The following is a 22,505-nucleotide window of genomic DNA, read 5'->3' as shown; positions in this document are numbered from 1 at the left end:
ACTTCGCCGGATGGAGAAGCGGCTTAACGGCCGCTGCGGATGTCGTCCTTGATGTACTGCGCAACGACCTTTGCGGTAATTCGGCGCTTGATCTTTGCGGGGAGGGTCCAGCGGTAGAAGAGTGCATGACCGAAGACACTCAACGCGAAGAAGCCGACGAAATAGCGGAACAGCAGCGCCTTCACATCGTCGACGCTGCCCTGATTGAGAATTTCACGGGCATGCTGCAGATCCGATGCTGCGACCCAGAACGCGACGACCGGGACGAGTACAACGGCATATACGAGACCCTTCCACGCGAGCACGCAAGCGTCGTAAATCCACGCCGTATCGGCCCACTTGTCTTCGGAATAGACTTCCGCCTTTTCCTGCTGGTAGAGGCGCTTGTAGTCGTCAACGGTTGGTAGCGCGATGCGGTTCATCGGGGAGCTTTCTCTTGGATGAGCGTCTATACGGAAAAGGCGTTACGCCGGGTAGACGGTCGCAGGGTTGGAAACCAGGCCAGCCTCAGCGATATAGAGAGTATCGTTGGTCGGCGTGTGAAGGATGAAAAGGCGATTCTTCGCTCGAGTCATGGCGACATAAAATAGCCGACGCTCGTCGACCTCGGTGCTGCCCTCGCCAAGTGATGGAACGATGTCCTTGTCGGCGCCGACGATCGCAGTGTTGCCGAACTCGAGGCCTTTGCAACTGTGCATGGTGAACAGGCCGACCGATGCTGGATCGTCCTTGCCCTTGGGCTTCTGCACGCTTTGGACGCGCGAGACAAGTGACCCGTTGCGGCGCTTCAGAATGTCACCCGCTTTGCTCAGGTGTCTGGCCACGCGATCGCGGAAGTTGCCAGCACGCAGCCCCATAGTCAAATAAGTCGCCGCGGAATCGATCGCCTGGTTGACTGCTCGCATCGGTGTCGTCGTGCCCGGAATTTTGCGGAACAGAGCGTCTTGACGCCACGTGACGAGTAACTGTTGGAGCGCGCGCATATGCTCAGCGTCAATCTTGGCGATATCGCCATAATCGTCGAAGTCCCGCTCGAAGAACGGCGCCATCGTTGAGCCTGGAATGCGCTTGTGGAGCTGGCTTAGTGCTTCCTCGCTTGTACCGACAAATGCCAGCGCGTGGTCGATGCCACTGCGGTTCATCGTTTCAACAGAAATAAGCAACTGCAGGTAGGTGTTGATGTAATCCTTGTCCCAAAACGACCCGCCGTTTCTCCTCGAGCGGATGTTGAACTCGTCCAACACGGTTTCAACGGAGTCCAGCAGGAAGTTGGTCCGGGCAAGAATAGCCCATTCACCAGGCCGGACTGCGAGGCGCCCACCAGGCTGCTCATCATCGGGCAGCACGGCTTCCATGATGTATGGCACGAGAAATTCCGTCTGGAGCGCGACCGAGTCGTGTTCTGCGCCGTCTTCGCGGTTCGCTGCAGAAACGGCATAGACGTGCGTTGAGCCACCGGGGCCGCGCTTGGCCACGAGATCTTTTTCGACACGCTGGCCGGCATTGTGACGGATCAATCGATCGGCTGGTGCAAGGATTTCCGAGTGGGAGCGATAGTTTTCGCCCAGTGGGATGATTTCGGCGCCAGTCTGCTCAACGAAATCGATCATGCCTTTGTAGCCGAGTGCGCGCCGCCAGGCATAGATGGACTGATCGTCATCTCCGACGATCGTGACCGGAATATCACGCTTGGCATGCGCCATCATCCATACGAACTGGATTTCGTCGCTATCCTGAAACTCGTCGACGAGCAGGTGCGTGACGGGCAAAGGAGGCAACTCCCCGTTGCTCATCTTCGTCGCGCAGTCACGCATGACGTCGTACAGATCCACGACGCGGTTGCGCTTGAGCATCTCGTTGTAGGCCAGGATGAACGGCGGAATCTCGCTCCCATCGGGCTCGATAGCGCACTTGTAGTTCTCGAAGAGCTTGAATGCTTCTTCGTTGTCAATTGTGGTGTTCGTTGCCGAGATGGCCCGGCGCAGGAACGTTTTCTGTTCGGGCGGGGTTGCAATCTTGCCGAGCATCTTATGCCGGCGGAGATGGTCGATCGACAGCTTGTGGAATGTACCGAGGTCGACGCGCTTGAGGACGTCGGGGCCGAACTCCTTCACCAGACGTTCGCGCATTTCGTTCGCGGTGTCGCTGGTGAAGGTGACGGCACCTACCCGGAACTTCCGATCGGCTTGCAGGATGACGCCGATCTTCGTGATGATAGTCTTGGTCTTTCCCGAACCTGGCCCGGCTACGGCAAGCATATTGCCGAAGCCATGGGCCACACGGTGCTGGGAAGGATTGAGGCTCACGGATTAAGCCGCCTGCGCGTGAGCTTCGTCGGACGGCGCCGACTCGGTCGAAGCAGCGTCCTTGGTCGCCGCAGCCGGTTCGACTTGCGCAGCAGCTGCTTGAACGGGCGCGGCGCCGGCCGTCGTGGAGCCGGTGCGGGTCTGCTCGTTCGCCTGCCACGCGTTGAACTTCTTGTACGTCTGGAACTTGACGTCACGAGCGAGGTTCGTGATGGAGCGGATGCGCTTGCGCACCTTGAGCTCTTCGCCGTGGCGATCGCGGGCCGAGACGAGGCCGTTCAGGTACGCGGACCAGAGCAGCAGCAAGTACTCGTCGGCGATGCGGAGCAGCTTGATGTAGTTCTTCGCGTGCGGCGAGACGTAGAACAGATCCTGCCGCAGAACGCTTGGGAATTCGGCCTTCGGGTCGACGGCGTTGGCCTGGAACAATTGCCAGAGTTGCTGTTTCAGGTTGTTGACGTAGGTGATCGATTCGCCGATCTTCTTGCGGAACAACTCGTCGACTTCGTCGCAGGTGGTCGAGTCGTATCGCGGCAGCGTACGCGGCGCGTCGATCGCGAAGTGCAGGTTCTTGTTCAGGAGCGTGTAGTCACGCCGCACGAATGACTGGACGATGCTCGATCCGAATTCGACCGGCTCCTTTTCCAGCGCGCCGCGCATTTGGCGGCCGAAGGTCTCCCGGGCGAATTCCGCGACCTGCATGGTCACGGACGGGCGCAGGAGGTTGACGCTTTCCGCGGTGGTCATAACATTTCCTCATAGGAAGTGGGTCAGCGTAGGTTAATTCTCGGACTTTGCTGTAACAACGCTGAAACGTGATCTAAGAGGCCGGTCTTTCCACGCTGCGGGCGGGTGCTATTCGGATGGCCGGTAGGGCCGGATCGCACCGGATAGTCAAATGGTGGGCGCATTTCTTGTCAGGAATTTGCTTGCAATTTCCCGTAGGCCAGTACAGAATCGACTCCGCGCCGGTAGAGAATCGGTGCCCAGCAGCTGGAGCTGGTACTCATCTCGAGCCCCCTTGTTGCGGACTGACGACGGTCGGTTCCTGGCAGGAAACTGCCAAATCGCTTTGTAAAAGGGTCCTGCGGACCCGGGAGTGCCTCAAGCACTGCCAGAAGTACTCGCCCCCGGGGTGGTTCCCGGGGGCTTTCGAATAGGCGTTGATACGCTTTCTCATCTCCTCCATTGTCTATTCCAAAGCCAGTATTTCGCGCGACGTAGCTGTTAGACGTCGTTGAAATGCCCTCTGTCCGTTGTCGTGTCAGGGGGTGAGTCCGGGGTTTCCCGGCATAGCTGGTCTTCCAGCCAATCTGTCTCAGGCATCGCCTGGCGTAGCTTCGCGCTGCGTTTTCAACCCTTGCGGGAATCTCATTTCCGCAAAGGGGATGGGCTTCTCGCGTCTCTGTGATGGAGAAGCCTATGAACTGGACGGAAGTCTCTCGTCTGCAAGGCAATTCTCGTGTCGAGTCACGCGTCGAGGTCGACGACATCACCCGGGATCGGTTTTTCACGGTCTGGGAGCTGTCGAATCCCCGTGGATGTCTCATTTTCCACCGGGAGAAAAAAGATCACGGGCAGCATCACTACCTTAGCGTCAAGAAAGATAACCGTGGGATTACGGATATCGTTCAGGCGCTGAGAGATGGTGGGGATCTGTTCACCGATAAGGAGAGCGGGTCATGAACTCAATCGAGATGGTGCCTGTCCAGGGTACGTTCTTCTTTATTCCCGAACATGAGCAGTTCGTTCGGGAAGCGAAGGCGGATCAGGCGGCACGCGAAAAAAAGGCCAGGCAGTCTGCCTACGCCCTAAGCAAGACGAAGGTTCGCTCGATCCCCGAAGGATTCGATGACCTGGATATGCCACTGCTTCGTGATTCGTTTGCCGAGATTTTCGAGGTGAGCGAAAGCGAAGTGGCGGTCCCGGTCGTTGGTGTCGTCGGGGGAGATTGTGCGGGAGAGGAGTGGAGTGAAGAGGGGGTCGAGTGGCTCCACGCTTTGCTTCTCGAGCGTTCAATCGAGCTGCTGTCGATGCGCGGTAACCTGGAAGAGAAGCAAGACATCCTTGACTGGGTGTTGAAGCCTAACTTCATGGGATACCGTGACCAGTTTCTTTCTGAAGCCAAGGAGGAGATCGTCGACGGTCAGAAAACCGAAGTCGTTGAGAAGCGTCGGATGCGGGTCAAGCTCTATCAGAGCGAGATCCCGTTCACCTTCGTCACCTGCTGCCGAGTTGCCGGCCTGAACCCTGATGAACTCAGGGAACAGATCCGCGCGAGGAAGTCGCAGATTCTGAATAGTTAAGCCCTGGGGGCTCCAGTCCCCGAGAGGGCTGGAGTCTCCAAATTTTTTTGGAGAATTCCATGACGACCCAAGCAACTCAAGCTGCCGCGGCTCCGACGAAGTCCCGCAAAAAGGCTTCGCAGGAACCCGCGCCGGCCGCTGCTGCTGCGGCACCTGTTGAACAGCAGGCGAGCCCGCAATGGGTTCACTTCGATGGGTTCGCGTGCTTCGGCATCGAACGCATGCGTGGTGCAAAGATCCTCGGTCTGAGCGAACCTTCGGTGTTCACTCCGGCAAAGGATCCGACGTACAAGTGGCCGATCGACAACCTACGCGATCTGCTTCACTTCTACATGGCGGGCGGCAACGCCTTCTGTGCAATGGGCCATCCCGGCACCGGCAAGACGATGGGCGTCCAGCAGTTTCACGCTTCCCTGAATCTTCCGCTGCTGAGTATGTCCGCCAATCCGCGAACCCAGGCCTATCACCTGATTGGCCGCCTCGTCCCGAACAAGGACGGCGGGGTTTCGTGGGTCGACGGGCCCGTGCTCATGGCCGCACGCCTCGGCATGTCGGTTCTCATCGACGAGTACAACGTCATCGATCCGGGCGAAATGACCGGGTTGAACCTCCTCTTGGAGGGACGGCCGTACCTTGTTCCCGAAACCGGCGAACTGGTTGTTCCGCGTCACGGGTTTCGCGTCTACGCGACCTGCAACCCGAAAGACGACAAAGGGCTGGTGCAAGGACGTCATACGCAGGACAACGCGAATGACGAGCGCTTCGAGTTCAGCTGGTTCGGGTATCTCCCGCAGGACATCGAAGTCCAGTTGATCACGGAGATGATTGCACCGTATCAGCCGTCGTTGCCGGCCCATGTCCTCGCTGAAAAGTTCGTTTCCGTCGCGAATCAGGTCCGCAAGTTGTACGCGGGCGTGACCGACGATTCGGGGGCACTCGACAAGACGATCTCGACGCGCGTTTTGCGCCGTTGGGTCTCGAAGGCGATGAGTGCTTCGACGCAGGGCAGTTTGGTCGAGTCACCGATGCATTACGGACTGGAGCGCGCCTGGTCGCTTTCCTGTTCGGATGAAGTCCGCGTTGCAGTGCACGAGCTCGTGACGCAGACGTTCGGCGGCGGTGACTACAAGTCCAGCAAAGACAACCTGCACACGATGCAACCCGCAGGTGCCTGACCATGATTCCCGTCCAGTTGTATCGCAAGATTTCTGACGGGATCGACATCGCTGTACCGATGGCCACCGACAACACGACACGCATTTTCGTCGGCGTTACCGGTGGCCAACTGAAGGGGGAGGACGTGGCTTCGGCGACGTTGTCAGCGCTTCAGAGTCAGCTCGAGTCCATTGGGTTCGAGTTGATCGGTGAGCGATCGTTGAACGAGGGCTGTGTCGAACAGGAACAGGCCTCGGATCTGCTGGTGGTCGTCAACGGCTCGATCGATTCCACGTTCCGCGACATGGTGGCGGAATACGTCGGGAGCGATCCCGAGTGGAGTTTTGTCGAAACCTACGAAGGTGTCACCGTTGTAGGGACACGTGCAAACGCGCAAACCGTAATCGGAATACTCGGCGCAGCGATGCGTCTGGGCATTCAGGTAGCGAAGCCGGATAGCACGGGTGAAGATCTCGATGAAGTACCCATCCATCGTGGTGGGAAAGAGATGATGTCGTTCTTTGGACGCGACTTCCTGATGGGGGAGCACCACGGAACATCTGTCAAAGCTGGACTGATTACCACTCCAACGGTTTTTACGGTGGGGAGGTCGTTGGTCAATTTCTAGAGAGGTTGATATGTCTCAGCAAGCTAGCACGGCACGGAAGCGGCAGACTATTTCCGAGTCGCTGGTTGACTTAGTGTTTGACGCGGTTGAACTCGTGTTCAAACTGGCTTACGTTGCGCTGCACCGTACGACCCTTGGTGTTGCATGGTTGGCGCGTGCCGTCCTGCGGTATGCGAAGTCTTCCCGCAAAAAAGATGTATCGGAAGTGGGGGCGGAGGAAGTCGCATCGGTCAAGCCGGCAGAGACGTCGAACCTTCAAAAGGTGGAGGCGACGAAGTCCTTGTCCACCGTTGCGGTATCGAGAGGGCCGGTCACGGCTGCTTTCACTCGGACAATCACGTTCGAGAGGGGGTTCGGGGCGGTTCTGTTTTGGTTCTACCCGGGCGGTAAGGTCAAGAGGCTGGTGAAGATCTATGACCGCACCCTTTCCGAGCGTCTCGGCTTCGAGCGCCGCGAACTGGAGGAGATCTCGTATTCGGGTATGTCCGAGATCGAGTCGATCCTCAAGGCGACCGTTGCACAGGTGAACAAACTGTTGCGCGGGGAGCATGAGGTGAAGCTGCGAGTCGTAGCGTCGGGTTCTTCGGATCCTGTTGCTGCGTCGGGCCCGAAGTCGGAATCGAAAGAACAGGATTCCACGAAACGTAATGCCGATGATTCTTCGGAAAAGTCAGCAAAGCGATCCAAGAAAGAGGACGGCGATGTTGCAATCATGCCGAGCTCGTTCAAGGAAGCCGTGGAAAAGAAGCAGAAACGTAGCCGTCCGTCCAAGGTGTACACGGGCGAAATCGTCGAGATCGGGGTCAAGCCTCGCAAGATCGATGACAAGCAGATCGAGCAGTACTGCGTGACCATCGAAGCTGATGAGTTGCACGGTAATGCGCTGCCGGTCTATGGCACGGACCTCGAGCGTGCGATCGCCGATTGTGGTGCGGAGGTTGGAAGTCGCGTGCGGATCGAACACCTCGGTCGTATCGAGTGGAGAGAGCCGGACGGGCGGAAGGCTTGGAAGAACGCCTACAACGTCGTGAAGCTTTGAAAGTAAAGGAAACCGTATGCGCAATACGAACGTCTGTTTTATTCACGGCCGGATCGGCAAGGACCCGGAAGTACGGTTCCTTCCGTCAGGTACGCCGGTAGCGAAGTTCTCGCTCTGTTCGAACGATGACTACTTCGACAAGAAGGCGGGCAGATGGGTGGAGGTCGCGGAGTGGCACGACTGCGTTGTGGTCGGCGACTTTGCTGAGAAGGTGGCTGAGAAGTACCAGAGGGGCGACGTTGTCAACATCACCTGCCGCGTAAAACCTCGTAACTACGAGAAGAACGGGCAGAAATTTAAGGTGGTGGAGATGTACGTTCAGTCCATGGAGCTGATTGCCAAGAAGGGCGAGTTGGTTCGCCAACAGTCCAACGGGCACGCAGGTTCGCGAGGTAACGGTCAGCAGCAAGGTGGCAACGAGCAATCCCGTGACGAAGGTCCGTCATATGCGGGTGGCTACGGCGATGAAGATGGTGGTCCCGCCTTTTGAAGGTTTGGTCGCTATCTGAATCGATTTGAAACTGAGTTTTTCCCGGAAGGGGGCACGTCCCCCAACCGGGGGACGTGTCCGCCTACGACAATTCAATTTGACGGAGATGGACATGAATACTCAACGTGTGAAGACGGGCGCTGAACTGGTCGAATTCATCAAGAACGAGCAGGTCATGCGCAATACGTTCGCGTGCGATGTGACGGTCAACGCCGACGGCAAGTCGATGGTGAAGAAGGTCGCGTTCGACGGTATCGGTCTGGTGGTGGAAAACGAGTCCGTCGATCCCGACCAGTTCGTTTCCACGAACAGCGTCTTCGTCGCCGCGGTGCTGGATTGACCGCATGTTCTGTGTGTGGTGCGTGTGCCGCACTCAAACCGAAGCCCGCTCGAAAGAGCGGACTTCCCCAAGCCGATCCAGTGGATCCGCTTCGGGAAGTAACCGGTTTTATTGAGCGATGTTCGCTCCCGAGCTGACGGATTTAGCCACGGTCACGTAGGTGACTATCGCTTTGAAGCATCACCTGCTTCGGGGATTTCGGTCCTTTTCATTTGTTGTCGATCGTCGAGGTCGACGTTCTTTAACCCGGCGGGGATTCTCTTTCCCGTTGGGAAAGTTTCCTGCCGAATTCTTGTCACCCACTTGATTCGGGATCCACTTAAGCGATCTCGATGCGAGGCCGTTTAACTGGGCCTCGCGCCTTCTCACCTGGGTAACAACTTTTACAGTAGGAGTATGAAATGAAACGCGAAGATCTGATTGGTGCACACATGGTCATCCGCCGTAATGGTGAGACCGTACCGTTCGACAGAGCGAAGATCGCAAGCGCGATCGCCAAGGCATTCCTGTACGACGCACACGGCAATCTGTATCGCGCCGGTGTGTCATCCCTGAGTGCCGCGCAGCGTGTGAAGGTCGAGGAATTGACCAACGCCGTCTGTGCTGCACTGAATCGTCGTGGGGAGAGCGCTGCTTTCCGCATCGAGGACATTCAGGATCAGGTGGAACTCTCGCTCATGCGTAGCGGTGAGCATGAAGTCGCACGCGGGTATGTGCTTTACCGCGAAATGGCTGCGCAGAAGCGCACACCGGCGCCGACGATGGGTCAGTACGATCACATCAAGTCGTATCGCCAGCGTGACGGTGCAGTGGTGCCGTTCGATGCAGCCTTCTGGATTGCGATCGTAGAGTCCGTGGTGTTTGGGCTCGAGAGCGTGTCTGCAAAGGACCTGTTCGACGAAGCAGTCCGGAACCTCTACAACGAGGCGAAGGAGACCGAGATCGAGAATGCGCTGGTTCTTTCGGCGCGGACGAAGATCGAGGTCGAGCCGCAACACGCAAAAGCGGCCGCTCGGCTCGTGCTTGCGTTCCAGCTTGGCCAAGACGTTTTCGGCAAGCCGGTGACGTTGGACGAGGTAGCGGCAGGCTACGGCGAGGCGTTCATCCGCGGTATCGAGGATGGCGTCAAAGCCGAGCTGCTGACCGAGGATATGTCCAAGGGGTTCGATCTCGGCCGTCTTGCTTCGGCAATCCGGCCGGAGCGCGATGGGCTTCTCGACTATCTCGGCATGCAAACGCTGTACGACCGCTATCTGCTGCACGTCAACGAGCGTCGCATTGAACTGCCGCAAGCGTTCCTGATGCGTGTGGCGATGGGTCTGGCCCGGGGCGAAATCGAGCGCGAAACGCGTGCGATCGAGTTCTACGAAGTGCTGTCTACGTTCGACTACATGTCGAGCACACCGACGCTCTTCAACACGGGCTCGCGCCGGTCGCAGCTGTCGAGCTGCTACCTGACGACCATATCGGACGATCTCGAAGGGATCTACGACGGTCTGAAGGAAAACGCTCTGCTGTCGAAGTTCGCCGGCGGTCTGGGCAACGACTGGACGAACGTCCGAGCCATGGGCGCCTGGATCAAGGGTACCAATGGCAAGTCGCAAGGTGTCGTCCCGTTCCTCAAGGTGGTCAACGACACTGCTGTGGCCGTCAACCAGGGTGGGAAGCGCAAGGGTGCAGTCTGTGCCTATCTGGAATCGTGGCACCTCGATATCGAGGAGTTTCTGGATCTGCGCAAGAACACCGGGGACGATCGTCGCCGTACGCACGACATGAATACGGCGAATTGGATTCCCGACCTGTTCATGAAGCGCGTGATGGAAGGCAGCGACTGGACGCTGTTCTCGCCGAACGACGTGCCGGATCTTCACGATCTGTATGGCGCAAAGTTCGAGGAGCGCTACGTGCAGTACGAGGCGCAGGCGGATGCCGGCGTTATCAAGTTGTACAAGCGACGTCCGGCCGTTGAACTGTGGCGAAAGATGCTCGGCATGCTGTTCGAAACCGGTCATCCGTGGATCACGTTCAAGGACCCGTGCAACATCCGTTCCCCGCAGCAACATGTTGGCGTGGTGCATAGCTCCAACCTGTGCACCGAAATCACGCTGAACACGAGCGACGTGGAAATTGCCGTCTGCAACCTGGGCTCGGTCAACCTGGTCAACCACGTCAAGGATGGCCAGATCGATCACGAGAAATTGCGTCGTACCGTCCGCATTGCGATGCGGATGCTCGACAACGTGATCGACATGAACTACTACGCGGTGGCGAAGGCTCGTGCGGCGAACCTGAAGCACCGTCCGGTGGGTCTGGGCCTGATGGGACACCAGGATGCGCTGTATATCCTCGGCATCCCTTTCGGCAGCGAAGCGGCGGTCGAGTTCTCAGACCGTTCGATGGAGGCTCTGGCGTATTACGCCTATGAGGCTTCGTCGGATCTGGCAGTGGAGCGCGGCGCCTACTCCAGTTTCAAGGGGTCGCTGTGGTCGAAGGGTGTCCTGCCGTTCGACTCGCTGAAGTTGTTGTCCGAAGCTCGTGGCGAGCAGTACCTCGAAGTCGATCAGAGCATCACGATGGACTGGGACGGCCTGCGGGAGAAGATCCTGAAGCAAGGCATGCGCAACTCCAACTGTATCGCGATCGCGCCGACGGCGACGATCTCGAACATCGTGGGGGTGTCGGCGTGTATCGAGCCGCAGTTTCAGAACCTGTACGTGAAGTCCAACCTGTCCGGGGAGTTCACTCTGGTCAACGAGTACCTGATTGCCGATCTGAAGAAGCTCGGCATCTGGGACGAGTTGATGCTGGCCGACCTGAAGTATTACGACGGGTCTGTTCAGCGCATCGACCGCATTCCGGAGGAGATCAAGGCGCGCTACGCAACGGCGTTCGAGATCGACCCGAAGTGGCTCGTGGAGGGAGCTGCCCGCCGGCAGAAGTGGATCGACCAAGCTCAGTCGCTGAACATCTACATCGCCGGCGCGTCGGGCAAGAAGCTGGACGAGGTCTACAAGCTGGCGTGGGTTCGCGGTCTGAAAACGACCTACTACCTGCGCACGATGGCGGCCACGTCCGTGGAAAAGTCGACCGTGACATCGGGAACGCTCAACGCGGTTACCCCGTCGGCTCCGGCCGCTGTTGCTCCGCAGGTCACCGCGGAACCGGCTCTGGAAGCGGACGGTCCGGCTTGCACGATGCGTCCAGGCGATCCGGGCTTCGACGAGTGCGAGGCCTGCCAGTGAAAATTGCTGGTGGACTCGTGATGTCTTAATCGCAGGACGGCCGTCGGGCTGTCCTGCCTCTTCTCGTTTTGGAGTTTGAGATGGAAATATCTTCATCCTTCAGCGCGGTTGCTCACGCGCATGCAGGTGGCGCCACCGGTCGTGTCGATGCTGCTGACAAGAGGATCATCAACGGCAAGACCGATGTGAACCAGCTCGTACCGTTCAAGTACAAATGGGCCTGGGAAAAGTATCTGGCCGGTTGCGCGAACCACTGGATGCCGCAGGAGATCAACATGGCGCGGGACATTGCGCTGTGGAAAGACCCGAACGGCTTGACGGCCGACGAACGTCGGATCATCACCCGGAATCTGGGGTTCTTCACGACTGCCGACTCGCTGGCTGCGAACAACATTGTGCTCGGTACCTACCGGCACATTACCGCACCGGAATGTCGCCAGTTCCTGCTTCGGCAGGCGTTTGAGGAGGCCGTGCACACGCACGCCTACCAATACATCGTGGAGTCCCTTGGACTGGACGAAGGGGAGGTCTTCAATGCCTATCGAGAAGTTGCTTCGATCAAGGCAAAAGACGATTTCCTGATCCCGTTCATCGAGACCTTGACCGATCCGTCGTTTACGACGGGAACGGTCGAGAACGATCAGAAGCTGCTTTTGAGCTTGATCGTTTTCGCATGTCTGATGGAAGGCCTGTTCTTCTATGTCGGCTTTACGCAGATCCTGTCGTTGGGCCGGCAGAACAAGATGACGGGTGCGGCGGAGCAGTACCAGTACATCCTCCGGGATGAGTCGATGCACTGCAATTTTGGTATCGACCTGATCAATGCGATCAAGCTGGAGAATCCGCACCTGTGGACGGAATCTTTCAAGCAGAAGGTGGACGAGGTATTCAAGGAAGCTGTACGCCTCGAATATCAGTACGCGGAGGACACCATGCCTCGCGGCGTCCTCGGTCTGAATGCCGATCTGTTCAAAGGGTATCTGCGATTCATTGCCAACCGGCGAAAGACGCAGATCGGTCTCAACGCGGATTTCGAGGGCGAGACGAACCCGTTTCCGTGGATGAGCGAAATGCTCGATTTGCGGAAAGAGCGCAACTTCTTTGAGACTCGAGTGATCGAGTACCAGACGGGCGGCGCTCTCAGCTGGGATTGATGGTTGCGGTCGCTGGCGTTGCCAGCAGCAGTGACTACGTGCGGCACCCGGGTTTCCGGGTGCCATTTTTTTAATGGAGAAGTCTATGAAACACAACCGCAGTAAAAGCAAGAATCCACGGGCAGTTCGCGTGGAGCAGGCAAAGGCTCGCGAGGCCAATGCCAGATGTCACCTTGAATCGACGAGAACCGAGCTGAAGCTGGCTCGCAAACGAATCGGGGAATTGGAATCCGAAGCACAAGGTCTTCGTGAGAAGGCTCTGGAAAAGGGTTCCAGCAAGAAGTTGGGTAAGGACGTGTTCCTGGACGCACTGTTCTTCTTCGTTATTGCCCTGCTTCTTGAAGTCGGGAAGCCCTTTCTGGAAACGGAGTTTGAAATCCAGGGGGAGAGCTCCCAGATTGCCATCATCGTGGTAGTCATGCTCGCGATGGCAATGTTGTACTGGGGTGCGAAGAAGGTCGATTCCTGGCTCGAGGCTCGAGGGAGGCAACTCCTGAAGCATCAGCCGTCGGGAACGTAAAAGTGGTTACCTATTTGACATCCCGTGTGACCCGAGACCCTGCGCGGCAGGGTCTTTCCACATGGCCGCGAAAATTTTCCGTCAAGAATTCACCTGTACTATAATTTAGCTACCTAGCTGGGGGTCGATACTAGCCTGAGCCGGAAATCGGCACTTTTCCCTTCCTGAGACGTCACAAGCATGCATGAGTTGGATGCTTGTGAAGTTTTTTGTGCTCCGGCACAGAAGGGCTGCCTGGTATGCCCGTCCTGCGTTTGATCTGGACTCCCCAGGCCTCAGGGTTTATCCCTCACGTCCTGCCTTTCCGTTCTGGATAGGCAATTCTCCTTTCGAGTGTTCTTGGTTTCGAGGCCCCCCAGAGCGATTCTCAACGTTCTGGGGGGCCCCGATTCCGGGGTTCACGTTCGACAAGGAGATCAACATGAACGTCCAACCCCAGGTGTCTGATACCCAGATCATGGTGCAAACGGGGCGGGGGCTCCCCAGCATTGCTGATGGGCTTCCCCAACCCCGTTCCGCCTTTCCTGCGTTGGCCCGTCGCGCGTCCGAAGAAGAGCGCGCCTCGGACCCATGTCTGAGCCCAAGACTGGCAATCAGTCTGGCTACTTCAAGCGAGAGTTCTGCATATGATGTCCTGGCCGATGTCGTGATGGCCGGACACGAGGGTTTGCCGCTGCTCGTCGATACGTCGGCGCCAGTGACATCCACGGATGAGACGATTTCCATCGATTCCTCCCGCGGGTTGCTTCTGCACTCGATCGGACGGCTCTATGAGTCGTCGCGACGGGGCACCCTGTTGGATGGTTCGTTTCCGATGGTCGTGATCAGCGAGAATCATCTTGCTGACGCGGCATCGTTGGGAACCGCGGAAACGTATGTTCGTGTCGGCAACGGCCGGCGCGGATCAAGCGCGGTAGTCGCGCAGTCGCTGATCGCATTTGAGTCTCTCGGGACGGGGGTCAGCGGAGTATTTTTCGACGAGAGTTCAGTGGTTCGGGATGGTTGCGGCGGCATCTTCGGAACGGATTCGGAGTTTGTCGGCGCGAGCGAGGCGGTCACGGGGATCGTATTGAACCTGTGTGATTATCTCGTGGAAATTCCTGGCAAGAACACCCAGCTCGACGACAGGCGGCTCAAGGAGCACGTCCGCCTGGCGGTTCGCGATCTTGACGCGATGCACGACGTTCATGCGATCGGCGGGAACCTGGAGCGATCCGGTGAGGCCCGACGCATCGCCATCGGAATCTCGGGCATTGCCTCGGCACTCCAGAAGCTTGGGAGTGCAGGGGTTGCGGATAAAGCCAACGCGGCGCTTGTACAGGTGGCTGGGATGATCCGTGATGAAGCCTATGACGCCTCGTGCGATCTCGCACAGGAACATGGTGCTTCGGCATGGTTCGATTGCGTGGAATTCGATGCCGGACCCATGTCGGAACTGCTGTCGCCAGAAGTGGCGGAGCGCGTCCGCATGTATGGACTCAGGAACGTGCAGATTTTCGGGTGGGCCCTGGTTGCGGACCGTCCGGTATCTGCGCAAGCCGTCGGACTGACGTCGGACGGATGTATCGATGCGGTGCGAACCGCGGAGGGGGTCGGCCAGCAGTTGCAATGGCATACTGCGATTTCGGAAGCCTTCGGCACGAAGTACCTTGCAGAGGTACTGGTACCGGACAACTGGGGCGCTGAGCAGGTGGGGAAACTCGCTGCGCGGTGTCAACAGGGAGGCCTCTGGGGCGTGTCTGTACGCTGATAGCGTACGGCGGCCGTGCATATGGGCTTGGCCGGCCCATTTAGTCGCGAGACTTCTTTGCAAAGCGAGGCGTTTGCAAAGAGGTTTTTTGCGCGTAGCGCAGAAAGGGTAGCTGGCACACCTATCTAAGTCAGCCATTCGTTTGTCAACCCTACCGGGGATTTCATGCCCGGTAGGGGGCATGGAGTCTTCGGGGTTTCCAGGAGATCTCCATGTCGCACCAAAACGAAGTCCGAACCCTCGAAAGGGTTCTCTGTTTCAGTATCGAAGCCCATATCTGGTCCGGCCGGCGCAAGCTGAAAACGACCGATATCGGCGAAGTCGAAGATCTGCCGCATGGTGACCTTGCGTCGCTGGGTAGCAAGAAGGTCATCGACAGCGAATACCTCAAGGTGTTCGACAAGCTCAAAAAGCGCGCGCAAAAGGCTTGTGAAAGCCGCGGAGTGCGCTTCCTCGGTGGCTATGCCATCCCGGCCGGGAAGGCAAAGCTGGTCGCAGATGATCTCGATGCAATCGCAGTCGAATATGAGAAGGAGCGTAACCATCTCGTATCGAACTACGACCGTCTGATCCTCGAGTGGCAGAACGCCCCGCAAAACCAGGAATGGGCCCATATCATCAAAGACGAAGCGCCCGAAAAGGCGTACGTCGAAGGTGCTCTGGGATTCCGCTGGCAGGCGTTCAAGGTTCGCTCCGTCGGCGAGTCGGAAGAAGATTTCGACCAACTGTCGGGCGGCCTGAAGCAAGCCGAGCAGGGGCTGGCGGGGACGCTCTTCCGAGAGATTGCACAGGAAGCGGCGGCGTTTGAAGAACGCACCCTGTCGTTCGGCGGCCAGAAGAACGGCCAGGCTCGGGAATATGTCACGCAGCGTTGCAAGAACGCGCTGCAGGCGATTCGCGAGAAGATGGAGGGCCTCGCCTTCCTCGACCCGTGTGTACGTCCGATCATCGAGACCATCGACTACAGCATTAAGTTGCTGCCGGAGAAGGGCAAGATCGAGGGCATCCATCTGACGACCCTTTGGGGGCTGACGGGGATCCTCAAACGACCGGAGCGTATGCGCGCGTTTGGCCAGCAGTGTCTTGAGTCGGGTGACGTCGCAGCGACGTTCAACCTCGCCGTCGGTCCGCGCTTCGGTGCGGCGGACGAAGAGGGGGATGCACCGCCGGTCGCTGTGCCGATGGCTGCACCCATGCAGCCTGTTGTGAGCGCTGGTTCGCCAGCACCTGTCGGCCGTCCTGGCCCGGCAGTTCCGTCGATGCCGTTGCCTTTGCCGCCCCAACCGGGCATGGCGACAGGCTTCGGGATCTAAACCCGAAGGGGCGTAACAATCGCCCCTTCGGGGGCGATTCTTTCTCGAAGGAATCGCATGAACATCAATACGCTGAAAGGCGCCTTGCCGATCGCGGCCAGGCTGCTTGCGGAGAAGTGTGGTCTGAAGGTGCGCATAGGCGGCAATCGAGCCTACGCGAATCCCAGCGAGATCGTGCTTCCCGATCTTCCAATCGAAGTGGAAAAGGCTCGAGTCCTCGGTCTCGGTTTTGTTCTCCACGAAGGGGCGGGGCATATCGTTCATACCGACTTCGAGTCGGTTGCGGCGATGGACCTCCCGGCTTTCACTTTTCGGATCTACAACGCGCTCGAGGACGTGCGCATTGAAGGTCTGGTGGAGCGGCGCTACCCTGGTGCCAATCGGATCTTTATGGCAATGCGCGAAACCCTGTCGAAAGACGGGCAGCTTCGCGAAATGTCGAATTCCTCCGATCTGGCTGAAGCTCTGATTACCGCGACGGTGCATACGTTGAACTGGCGGCAGCTCAAGCGAACCTTTTTTGAGGCTCGTGAGGCGATCGCAGTGCAATGGCTTACGAGTGCGTTCGATAGTTCTTTTGCGAACGCATATCTGACGGTCATCAGCAAGGTTCAATTCGCACACACGTCGGCCGATGCCGCCCGGATCGCTGTCGAGGCCGTTTCGCTCCTGCAGCAGTATGCAGAGGAGAACTCGGAGCCGGATCAAGATTCGAGCGACACGGAAGACGGCGGTAAGGATGATGCCAACGGGGATTCGTCGAAGGCTGATTCCGATCCTACCGGCGAAGCAGGATCCGGCGGCGATAGCGATCAGCCCGAGGACAGCGGGCAAGACCGTGAATCCGGTGGTGACGGTGACGTTCAGTCTGCTCCTGCTTCGGATCAGCCTGCCTCGGCGGGCGCCAACGGTGACGATTCAGCCGCGGATGATGGTGCGACGTCGACCGAAGAGGGAGACGCTTCGCAAGGTCTCGCGAACGCTGATTCCGATGCGGCCGAGGATCCGTCCTCGACACAAGGTGGTTCTGCTGACGCCGGCGGTAAGGCCGAATCGCAGCCTGACGGTGTTAAGCCGGAAAGCGTCGCTGGATCTGCATCTGATCCTGGCGACGGTTCGCAGCCGGGCGACGGTTCGCAACCCGGTGACGGTTCGCAGCCGGGCGACGATTTGCAATCCTGTGATGGTTCGGGTCAAGAACCTGGCTCTGTCTCTGCTACTGAAGACGGTACGGGCGCGTGCGCCTTGGCCGACGACGGGCAGCAGCAGGACCAGGTGAATGATTCGGGCGCGTCGTCGTTGGACCTTTCCCAGAAAGCGACGTCGCGAGAAGTTCGTGTGGCGTTAGGCGCTGGCTATAACCCCGGAGAGGATCTCGGGGAAATAGTTCAGGGCATGCTGAATGGGATGGCAGACGAGTCGGATGCGCCTCCCGTCCTGTCGAACGCGATCCCGTTCACGGAAGAGATCGATGACAACGGCGAAATCGTCCAGCGCGTCAAGCGCGAGTCGATCGCGCTGCGTCGGAGATTGACGACGGCTCTGGAAGCGGTGACGCAAACCAGAAGCTGGGATGCGTATGCGGGTGAACGGCTTTCCAATCTGGGTGCTCTCAGGCTGTCGACTGGCGACCTGAACATCTTCGAGCGGGAGTCATCGCGCACCAGCATCGACGTGGCGATTCATCTGCTTCTCGATCGTTCCGGAAGTATGCGACAGGAGGAGCGGATGATGTTGGCGATGGATACATGCACCGCGCTCGGTATTGCTCTCGGGCAAATCGATGGGGTACAGGTGGCTACGTCCGCGTTTCCAGCCGGATCGGAGGAGTGCGATCGGAATGTTCTTGTGCTGAATCGCTTCGGCGAGACGGTGAGGAAACGTGCAGGCCGGATTGCGGCGGTTCGCGCGGACGGCCACAACACTCCGCTCGCAGACGCGATGCTGTATGGCCAGTACTCGCTGTTGTCGACCAAGGCGACCCGGCGGATTCTTCTGCCGATTACCGACGGTGTACCGGACAGCAGGGAAGGCGTGGTGGATGTGGTTGCATCGTGTCAGCGTTGGGGTATTGAGGTGATGGGTGTTGGTATCGGCCTCGATATCTCCGGTGTGATTCCCAACAGCATCTGTATCACGGAGGTTGCAGATCTGCCGACCCAGATGTTCGAGCTGCTTCGCAAGCAGCTCGTTCTGAAGAAGGCGGCGTAGGCCAGGCCCGAGGGTAGATCCCCCGGTTTTTTCAACTGCTGTAGCAAAAGGAGTAGACGATGAGTGTTGATGTGCTCGAGCGTCGGCTTGAAAATGAAAGGCAAGTCGCCGAAGCTCAGTCGCGTTCGCATGATCGTTGGCCTGACTTGCTGCAAGTGGCCGGCCTGGACGAACAGTATCTGCGACTGAAGCGAAACGGTCCGTGTCCCTTTTGTGGAGGCAAGGACCGATATGCCTTTACCGACAAGTACGGTGATGGAAGTTACTACTGCCGCGGATGCGGCGGCGGCAACGGCCTCAAGCTGCTGAGCGTGGTATTCCCTGAAAAGACGTTCATGCAACGTGTTCGCTGGGTGCTGGAGTCGCTTGGGGCGGGGTTGCCCGAGTCTCCGGTACGTCCACGCAGTGCAGATGCACCGCGCCGGTCTGGCGAGCCGATGAGCAAGGAAGAGTTTGCTCGACGCAAGGCTCGCCACGTAAAGCTTTGGAACGAGGCTCGGCGAATCTCGGTAGGTGACCCGGTCTGGAAGTATCTGACCGGTCGCCTTCCCGAGCTTGATCCGGCTGATATTCCTGCTGTCCTTCGGTTTCACCCTGCGCTGCCGTATTGGGAAAAGGACGAGGACGAGAAGTTTGTTCTTGTCGGGAAGTTCCCCGGCATGGTGGCGGCAATCCAAGGACCGGATGGTGTCTGTTGCAATATCCATCGCACCTTCCTCACGGAGGATGGTGCGAAGGCCCCTGTATCGAGCGTGAAGAAGAAGGAACTCTCTCTGGAAATTAAGGGAGGGGCCATTCGACTCTACGCTCCGACTAGCCGGGAACTGAGTGTTGCGGAGGGCATCGAAACGTCCCTGGCTGTCCGGGTGTTTCGCCGTGAAACTTGCTGGTCTATGGTCGACGCCGGCGGGATGGAGGAGTTCGATTTCTCCGTGCTGGACGACATCGATCTGCTGCGGATCTACCAGGACAATGATCTTCCCGACAGTCGGGGAGTTCGTCGTGGCTTCCAGGCAGGCGAGAAGCTCGCTGAGCGTGCGAAGGCGATGGGCAAGCGAGTGATCAAGTACGCACCAGCCAAGGCCGGAACGGACATGCTGGACTTTGTTCGTTCGCTACCAAAGCGGTCATGAAGATAGGTCGGAAACGACCTGAACGGGAGGCGCCGGGGGAAACCTCGGCGTTTTTTTTATGGGGGCGCGGACATCCCCTTGCAAGCCTGTTCGCAACCAGTATCCTGTCGCTATTACGTCAGGCATATTCAATGAGCAATCAGATCGATCGTCTTACCATCCATACTCAAGCCGAAGAAGAGCGCTTCGTGTGTACGTGGCGTCTCGGGCGCAAACAAGGCATCGTTTACGTCACGGTGGATGCCGATGTTGCCGAGAAGGATGTTGTCGCGGAGTTGAGCGCGCTGCACTACCTCGTCGAGGAGGTCCAATTGATGGGAGACAATCGGAGCGGATCGAGCATCGAGATCACGATCTCCAACCCGACGATCCTGGATCTACGAAGCGGCCGGAGCAAGAAGTCGCACCTTTATCCGTACGCGGTGCTGCTTCTGACGAAATTCCTTGAAGTCCCGCTCAACGTTGAGAAGGACTGCTCGTGGGTGGGTGAGGGCGCCAAGACCCGTGAACGGCATCTGTCTGTATCTGAGCCGCTCAAGCTCTTCTTGGACGTCAAGGGGCACGGTAAGGTCGGCGTGCGGCAGCACAGCTTTGATCAGTTCCGCGCACGGCTGAATCATGTCAGCGCGGTCGTCGCCTGGAAGGAGATGCAGCGGGTCGCAAAGGCCGGAATGTCGCCTATTCGGAATCCAGAGCGTGGGAGCACCAAGCTATACCACGCGGAGAGTCATTGGGTGTTCGTGGTGGGCGACGACGGATACTTTGTCACCGCCTACACGGACTTCAACGTGGGAAAGCATGCCCAGCAGGCAGGCGATACACCGGCGATCCGATGACGTGGAGGCTTTGAGACGCCTGATGGGCGGCATATCCAAAGCCAATGTCCGACTGAGCCAGCTGTATCACGGTGTTGTCCTCGAAAGAGAACTCCCACTGAGAAGCGCCATCCGTTTGTGTCACCAAGGCCTTTAGCTTGGCGATGTACATCAATCCATCATATTGGACGATGTAATGCCGATCGGCCTCAAGTCCCAGATTCTGGGTTGTGTAGACAACTTTGTCACCGGCTTGGAGGAGATCCATTGCCTCTCGGGCGGAAACGCTCCAATAGAAGAACAGCCCGATCCAACCAATGGTCGAAAATTCCTTGATGCGTTCGGGCAAAGACATCTGAATCGGGTTGTGCCCGGAGGGATCGTAGAGGAGGTAGCTGTTCACGCTTCCCACGCCGATCAGGTAGTCGGGCGTGACGTTTAGACGTCTCGACAGTTCGATCAGGATGTCATAGCTCGGGACGAACACGCCGGACAAGTACTTATATGCCGTCGGCGATGTGACCCCAATTAAGTCGGCAATGTACCGACTCCGGGCAAAACCGGTAGTCGGAAGGCCTCTTGCGTCAAGAATCGTATGCAGACGCTTCCCGAACGTCTGCCTGACGGCGTCGATGCCGCTCTTTTCCATGGTGGCGCACCCAAAAAGTGAGTTTTCTGCTGAGTATTATGCCGCAGGTCAGTTACCCCGGACGACAAAGTCGAGGGCGGATACCTCTGAATCCATTTTGTCAAGCGTTTTTGTCAAGCCATCGGCACATGCGGATTTTTTGTCCAGGTCGTCGGATCGCCCAACTTCGCCGACGTCCGAAATCGACCAACAGTTAACGGCACGGTAAGGAAGAACTTGAGTCTTGTCGAGTGCGGTACCTAACATTGACGAGCATAAAGGACTTGACGCTTGCATTCCATCGCGGACTTGGGTAGATTCCCGTCAGGAACACTTCCTGTCAAGAAGTTGTTTCCCCAAAAAAGGATATTAAGTAAAGGTTATCGACCAGTGACCACGATCGAGGGTTTCAGAAATGTGTCCTATTCTTGAGCTTGCCGCGCTTGAAAACGTAAAGGCTGTCGAGAATCGCTGGAACGCGGTTCGCATGAATCAGACGCGCGCCATGCTCGTTTACAAGCTGAGCAGCGAAGCCGTTGATGTCCTTCTCTCGACCCCGCTCGAAGTTCTTATTGAGAAGGTGAAGGATGCAAACCAGGCAATTTTCGTGGACAACCAGTTCACGGATCTCCTCAAGGTTGTGACCGTTCAGTCGGCGCCGAAGTCCACCGTCCAGAACGTCATTGCGCTGCGTGGCTGATCATGAAAAATCTGCAGCTTCGCTTCTACATCGAGCACGAGCAGAGGCTCAAGCGGCTGTGCGAGTTCGGCGCCCGTCCCAAAACGATGCAGGCACTACTGTCTCCTCGTGGCGGTGTGCACATCCAGACCTTCCGCGAAATCTTTACCCAGCTCACCGGTCGTACGCCCAAGCCGGGCATGTCTCCGGCGCAGGACTACGCGTTCTTGCAGAAGCCAGGCTGGCGCTTCAAAGGCAGCCTGATCCTTCAAGCCTACATACGCCTCTGCGAACTCGGAGCTCACCACATCGACTCCCTGATCGAAGCTTACGCATTCTTTCTTGAAAGCTCCGAACCGGAAAAGAGTTCTGAGTTCTCGTTCGAGCGGGCGCTGATTCTGGTGCGCGGGTTCGAGACGGGCGATCTTCGGTTCACGAAGTGCGCCTGCTGCTCATCCCATCATGTGCATGAGCGAAACGAACCCGTGATGTGCCCGGTGTGCAACAACGGGAACTTCGGTGGATCTCGAAAGCGCCACAGGAACCGCGTTCTTGCGACATTCCATCAAGCGGGGTAAGTGATTGTTTCCGGCTGCTCGCGCAGCTCCCACTATTCTGCATCAAATTTCGGAAGTTGTAAGCATCTTCTTTCTCACCAGTAAGAATAGTTGAATCTTGGTGGGTGGACTACACAATCCGTCTCAGATTTCTGTCAAGAAGCGTATAGCGAGGAAAGCCTGTTCTTTTGACGAACGTTTCGCGCTTTCTCGGGTAGGTGGCAGAGCATAGACTTTTT

At 57.8% G+C, this 22,505-nt stretch carries 21 protein-coding genes; 17 read left to right on the top strand and 4 right to left on the bottom strand.

Going from position 1 to position 22,505, the window contains the following annotated elements:
• Window positions 1–23 precede the first annotated feature (23 nt).
• From ACN8ZM_RS38070 to ACN8ZM_RS38060, 3 genes are read right to left on the bottom strand one after another with little or no spacing between them, the layout of a single operon-like run.
• Complete coding sequence (locus ACN8ZM_RS38070; RefSeq protein WP_025647481.1) at window positions 24–422, bottom strand: hypothetical protein; 399 nt, start codon at window positions 420–422, stop codon at window positions 24–26.
• Between the two features lie 42 nt (window positions 423–464).
• Window positions 465–2,306, bottom strand: a complete 1,842-nt coding sequence (locus tag ACN8ZM_RS38065; RefSeq protein WP_089454658.1) for an ATP-dependent helicase — start codon at window positions 2,304–2,306, stop codon at window positions 465–467.
• 3 nt (window positions 2,307–2,309) lie between these two features.
• Window positions 2,310–3,053 (bottom strand): hypothetical protein, encoded by a 744-nt coding sequence (locus tag ACN8ZM_RS38060; protein WP_025647483.1) that lies wholly within the window; start codon window positions 3,051–3,053, stop codon window positions 2,310–2,312.
• 675 nt (window positions 3,054–3,728) lie between these two features.
• Between ACN8ZM_RS38060 and ACN8ZM_RS38055 the strand changes: the two genes are divergently transcribed.
• From ACN8ZM_RS38055 to ACN8ZM_RS37985, 15 genes are all read left to right on the top strand, one after another.
• Window positions 3,729–3,992 (top strand): hypothetical protein, encoded by a 264-nt coding sequence (locus ACN8ZM_RS38055; RefSeq protein WP_025647484.1) that lies wholly within the window; start codon window positions 3,729–3,731, stop codon window positions 3,990–3,992.
• Complete coding sequence (locus ACN8ZM_RS38050) at window positions 3,989–4,612, top strand: hypothetical protein (protein WP_025647485.1); 624 nt, start codon at window positions 3,989–3,991, stop codon at window positions 4,610–4,612. Before ACN8ZM_RS38055 ends, ACN8ZM_RS38050 begins: the two co-directional genes overlap by 4 nt.
• 59 nt (window positions 4,613–4,671) lie before the next feature.
• Window positions 4,672–5,787, top strand: coding sequence for an AAA family ATPase (locus tag ACN8ZM_RS38045; protein ID WP_025496730.1), 1,116 nt, complete (start codon window positions 4,672–4,674; stop codon window positions 5,785–5,787).
• A 2-nt stretch (window positions 5,788–5,789) separates the two neighbouring features.
• On the top strand, window positions 5,790–6,395 hold the full coding sequence (locus ACN8ZM_RS38040; RefSeq protein ID WP_025496729.1) for a hypothetical protein: 606 nt from the start codon (window positions 5,790–5,792) through the stop codon (window positions 6,393–6,395).
• A gap of 10 nt (window positions 6,396–6,405) precedes the next feature.
• The gene (locus ACN8ZM_RS38035) at window positions 6,406–7,434 is read left to right on the top strand and encodes a hypothetical protein (protein ID WP_025496728.1); all 1,029 of its coding nucleotides are present in this window, start codon (window positions 6,406–6,408) and stop codon (window positions 7,432–7,434) included.
• Between the two features lie 16 nt (window positions 7,435–7,450).
• Window positions 7,451–7,924: a single-stranded DNA-binding protein gene (locus tag ACN8ZM_RS38030; RefSeq protein ID WP_025584639.1), complete on the top strand. Its 474-nt coding sequence runs from the start codon at window positions 7,451–7,453 to the stop codon at window positions 7,922–7,924.
• Window positions 7,925–8,036: 112 nt separating this feature from the next.
• The gene (locus ACN8ZM_RS38025; RefSeq protein ID WP_025496786.1) at window positions 8,037–8,264 is read left to right on the top strand and encodes a hypothetical protein; all 228 of its coding nucleotides are present in this window, start codon (window positions 8,037–8,039) and stop codon (window positions 8,262–8,264) included.
• A gap of 401 nt (window positions 8,265–8,665) precedes the next feature.
• A complete protein-coding gene (locus ACN8ZM_RS38020; RefSeq protein WP_025647488.1) occupies window positions 8,666–11,506 on the top strand; it encodes a ribonucleoside-diphosphate reductase subunit alpha in 2,841 nt (946 codons plus the stop codon).
• Between the two features lie 80 nt (window positions 11,507–11,586).
• Window positions 11,587–12,660: a ribonucleotide-diphosphate reductase subunit beta gene (locus ACN8ZM_RS38015; RefSeq protein ID WP_025496628.1), complete on the top strand. Its 1,074-nt coding sequence runs from the start codon at window positions 11,587–11,589 to the stop codon at window positions 12,658–12,660.
• A gap of 85 nt (window positions 12,661–12,745) precedes the next feature.
• The gene (locus ACN8ZM_RS38010) at window positions 12,746–13,180 is read left to right on the top strand and encodes a hypothetical protein (RefSeq protein WP_025496629.1); all 435 of its coding nucleotides are present in this window, start codon (window positions 12,746–12,748) and stop codon (window positions 13,178–13,180) included.
• Window positions 13,181–13,601: 421 nt separating this feature from the next.
• A complete protein-coding gene (locus ACN8ZM_RS38005) occupies window positions 13,602–14,930 on the top strand; it encodes a hypothetical protein (protein ID WP_025496630.1) in 1,329 nt (442 codons plus the stop codon).
• A gap of 212 nt (window positions 14,931–15,142) precedes the next feature.
• Window positions 15,143–16,243 (top strand): DUF3150 domain-containing protein, encoded by a 1,101-nt coding sequence (locus ACN8ZM_RS38000; protein WP_025647489.1) that lies wholly within the window; start codon window positions 15,143–15,145, stop codon window positions 16,241–16,243.
• Window positions 16,244–16,300: 57 nt separating this feature from the next.
• Window positions 16,301–18,454 carry a VWA domain-containing protein gene (locus ACN8ZM_RS37995; RefSeq protein WP_025647490.1) on the top strand — a complete coding sequence of 718 codons (2,154 nt, stop codon included), beginning with the start codon at window positions 16,301–16,303 and terminating at the stop codon, window positions 18,452–18,454.
• Window positions 18,455–18,513: 59 nt separating this feature from the next.
• Complete coding sequence (locus tag ACN8ZM_RS37990) at window positions 18,514–19,587, top strand: DUF7146 domain-containing protein (protein ID WP_025647491.1); 1,074 nt, start codon at window positions 18,514–18,516, stop codon at window positions 19,585–19,587.
• Window positions 19,588–19,718: 131 nt separating this feature from the next.
• Window positions 19,719–20,423 carry a hypothetical protein gene (locus ACN8ZM_RS37985; RefSeq protein WP_025647493.1) on the top strand — a complete coding sequence of 235 codons (705 nt, stop codon included), beginning with the start codon at window positions 19,719–19,721 and terminating at the stop codon, window positions 20,421–20,423.
• Here ACN8ZM_RS37985 and ACN8ZM_RS37980 read toward each other — a convergent pair.
• The gene (locus ACN8ZM_RS37980) at window positions 20,371–21,051 is read right to left on the bottom strand and encodes a helix-turn-helix domain-containing protein (RefSeq protein WP_025647495.1); all 681 of its coding nucleotides are present in this window, start codon (window positions 21,049–21,051) and stop codon (window positions 20,371–20,373) included. The two genes, ACN8ZM_RS37985 and ACN8ZM_RS37980, sit on opposite strands and share 53 nt — an antisense overlap.
• A gap of 466 nt (window positions 21,052–21,517) precedes the next feature.
• On the opposite strand from ACN8ZM_RS37980, the gene ACN8ZM_RS37975 reads away from it, so the two are divergent.
• Window positions 21,518–21,730: a hypothetical protein gene (locus tag ACN8ZM_RS37975; protein WP_235996278.1), complete on the top strand. Its 213-nt coding sequence runs from the start codon at window positions 21,518–21,520 to the stop codon at window positions 21,728–21,730.
• A 2-nt stretch (window positions 21,731–21,732) separates the two neighbouring features.
• A complete protein-coding gene (locus ACN8ZM_RS37970) occupies window positions 21,733–22,287 on the top strand; it encodes a FlhC family transcriptional regulator (RefSeq protein ID WP_025647500.1) in 555 nt (184 codons plus the stop codon).
• Window positions 22,288–22,505 lie beyond the last annotated feature (218 nt).

Source organism: Burkholderia aenigmatica (assembly GCF_048627025.1).
Classification (GTDB): Bacteria; Pseudomonadota; Gammaproteobacteria; order Burkholderiales; family Burkholderiaceae; genus Burkholderia; species Burkholderia aenigmatica.
The sequence above is the reverse complement of the archived record's forward strand: the minus strand, read 5'-3'. Positions and strand labels throughout refer to the sequence as shown.

Excerpts from the sequence above, each read along its gene's own strand:
- ACN8ZM_RS38070 (WP_025647481.1), bottom strand. The coding sequence starts at position 422 with ATGAACCGCATCGCGCTACCAACCGTTGACGACTACAAGCGCCTCTAC.
- ACN8ZM_RS38060 (WP_025647483.1), bottom strand. The coding sequence starts at position 3,053 with ATGACCACCGCGGAAAGCGTCAACCTCCTGCGCCCGTCCGTGACCATG.
- ACN8ZM_RS38055 (WP_025647484.1), top strand. The coding sequence starts at position 3,729 with ATGAACTGGACGGAAGTCTCTCGTCTGCAAGGCAATTCTCGTGTCGAG.
- ACN8ZM_RS38050 (WP_025647485.1), top strand. The coding sequence starts at position 3,989 with ATGAACTCAATCGAGATGGTGCCTGTCCAGGGTACGTTCTTCTTTATT.
- ACN8ZM_RS38045 (WP_025496730.1), top strand. The coding sequence starts at position 4,672 with ATGACGACCCAAGCAACTCAAGCTGCCGCGGCTCCGACGAAGTCCCGC.
- ACN8ZM_RS38040 (WP_025496729.1), top strand. The coding sequence starts at position 5,790 with ATGATTCCCGTCCAGTTGTATCGCAAGATTTCTGACGGGATCGACATC.
- ACN8ZM_RS38035 (WP_025496728.1), top strand. The coding sequence starts at position 6,406 with ATGTCTCAGCAAGCTAGCACGGCACGGAAGCGGCAGACTATTTCCGAG.
- ACN8ZM_RS38030 (WP_025584639.1), top strand. The coding sequence starts at position 7,451 with ATGCGCAATACGAACGTCTGTTTTATTCACGGCCGGATCGGCAAGGAC.
- ACN8ZM_RS38025 (WP_025496786.1), top strand. The coding sequence starts at position 8,037 with ATGAATACTCAACGTGTGAAGACGGGCGCTGAACTGGTCGAATTCATC.
- ACN8ZM_RS38020 (WP_025647488.1), top strand. The coding sequence starts at position 8,666 with ATGAAACGCGAAGATCTGATTGGTGCACACATGGTCATCCGCCGTAAT.
- ACN8ZM_RS38015 (WP_025496628.1), top strand. The coding sequence starts at position 11,587 with ATGGAAATATCTTCATCCTTCAGCGCGGTTGCTCACGCGCATGCAGGT.
- ACN8ZM_RS38010 (WP_025496629.1), top strand. The coding sequence starts at position 12,746 with ATGAAACACAACCGCAGTAAAAGCAAGAATCCACGGGCAGTTCGCGTG.
- ACN8ZM_RS38005 (WP_025496630.1), top strand. The coding sequence starts at position 13,602 with ATGAACGTCCAACCCCAGGTGTCTGATACCCAGATCATGGTGCAAACG.
- ACN8ZM_RS38000 (WP_025647489.1), top strand. The coding sequence starts at position 15,143 with ATGTCGCACCAAAACGAAGTCCGAACCCTCGAAAGGGTTCTCTGTTTC.
- ACN8ZM_RS37995 (WP_025647490.1), top strand. The coding sequence starts at position 16,301 with ATGAACATCAATACGCTGAAAGGCGCCTTGCCGATCGCGGCCAGGCTG.
- ACN8ZM_RS37990 (WP_025647491.1), top strand. The coding sequence starts at position 18,514 with ATGAGTGTTGATGTGCTCGAGCGTCGGCTTGAAAATGAAAGGCAAGTC.
- ACN8ZM_RS37985 (WP_025647493.1), top strand. The coding sequence starts at position 19,719 with ATGAGCAATCAGATCGATCGTCTTACCATCCATACTCAAGCCGAAGAA.
- ACN8ZM_RS37980 (WP_025647495.1), bottom strand. The coding sequence starts at position 21,051 with ATGGAAAAGAGCGGCATCGACGCCGTCAGGCAGACGTTCGGGAAGCGT.
- ACN8ZM_RS37975 (WP_235996278.1), top strand. The coding sequence starts at position 21,518 with ATGAATCAGACGCGCGCCATGCTCGTTTACAAGCTGAGCAGCGAAGCC.
- ACN8ZM_RS37970 (WP_025647500.1), top strand. The coding sequence starts at position 21,733 with ATGAAAAATCTGCAGCTTCGCTTCTACATCGAGCACGAGCAGAGGCTC.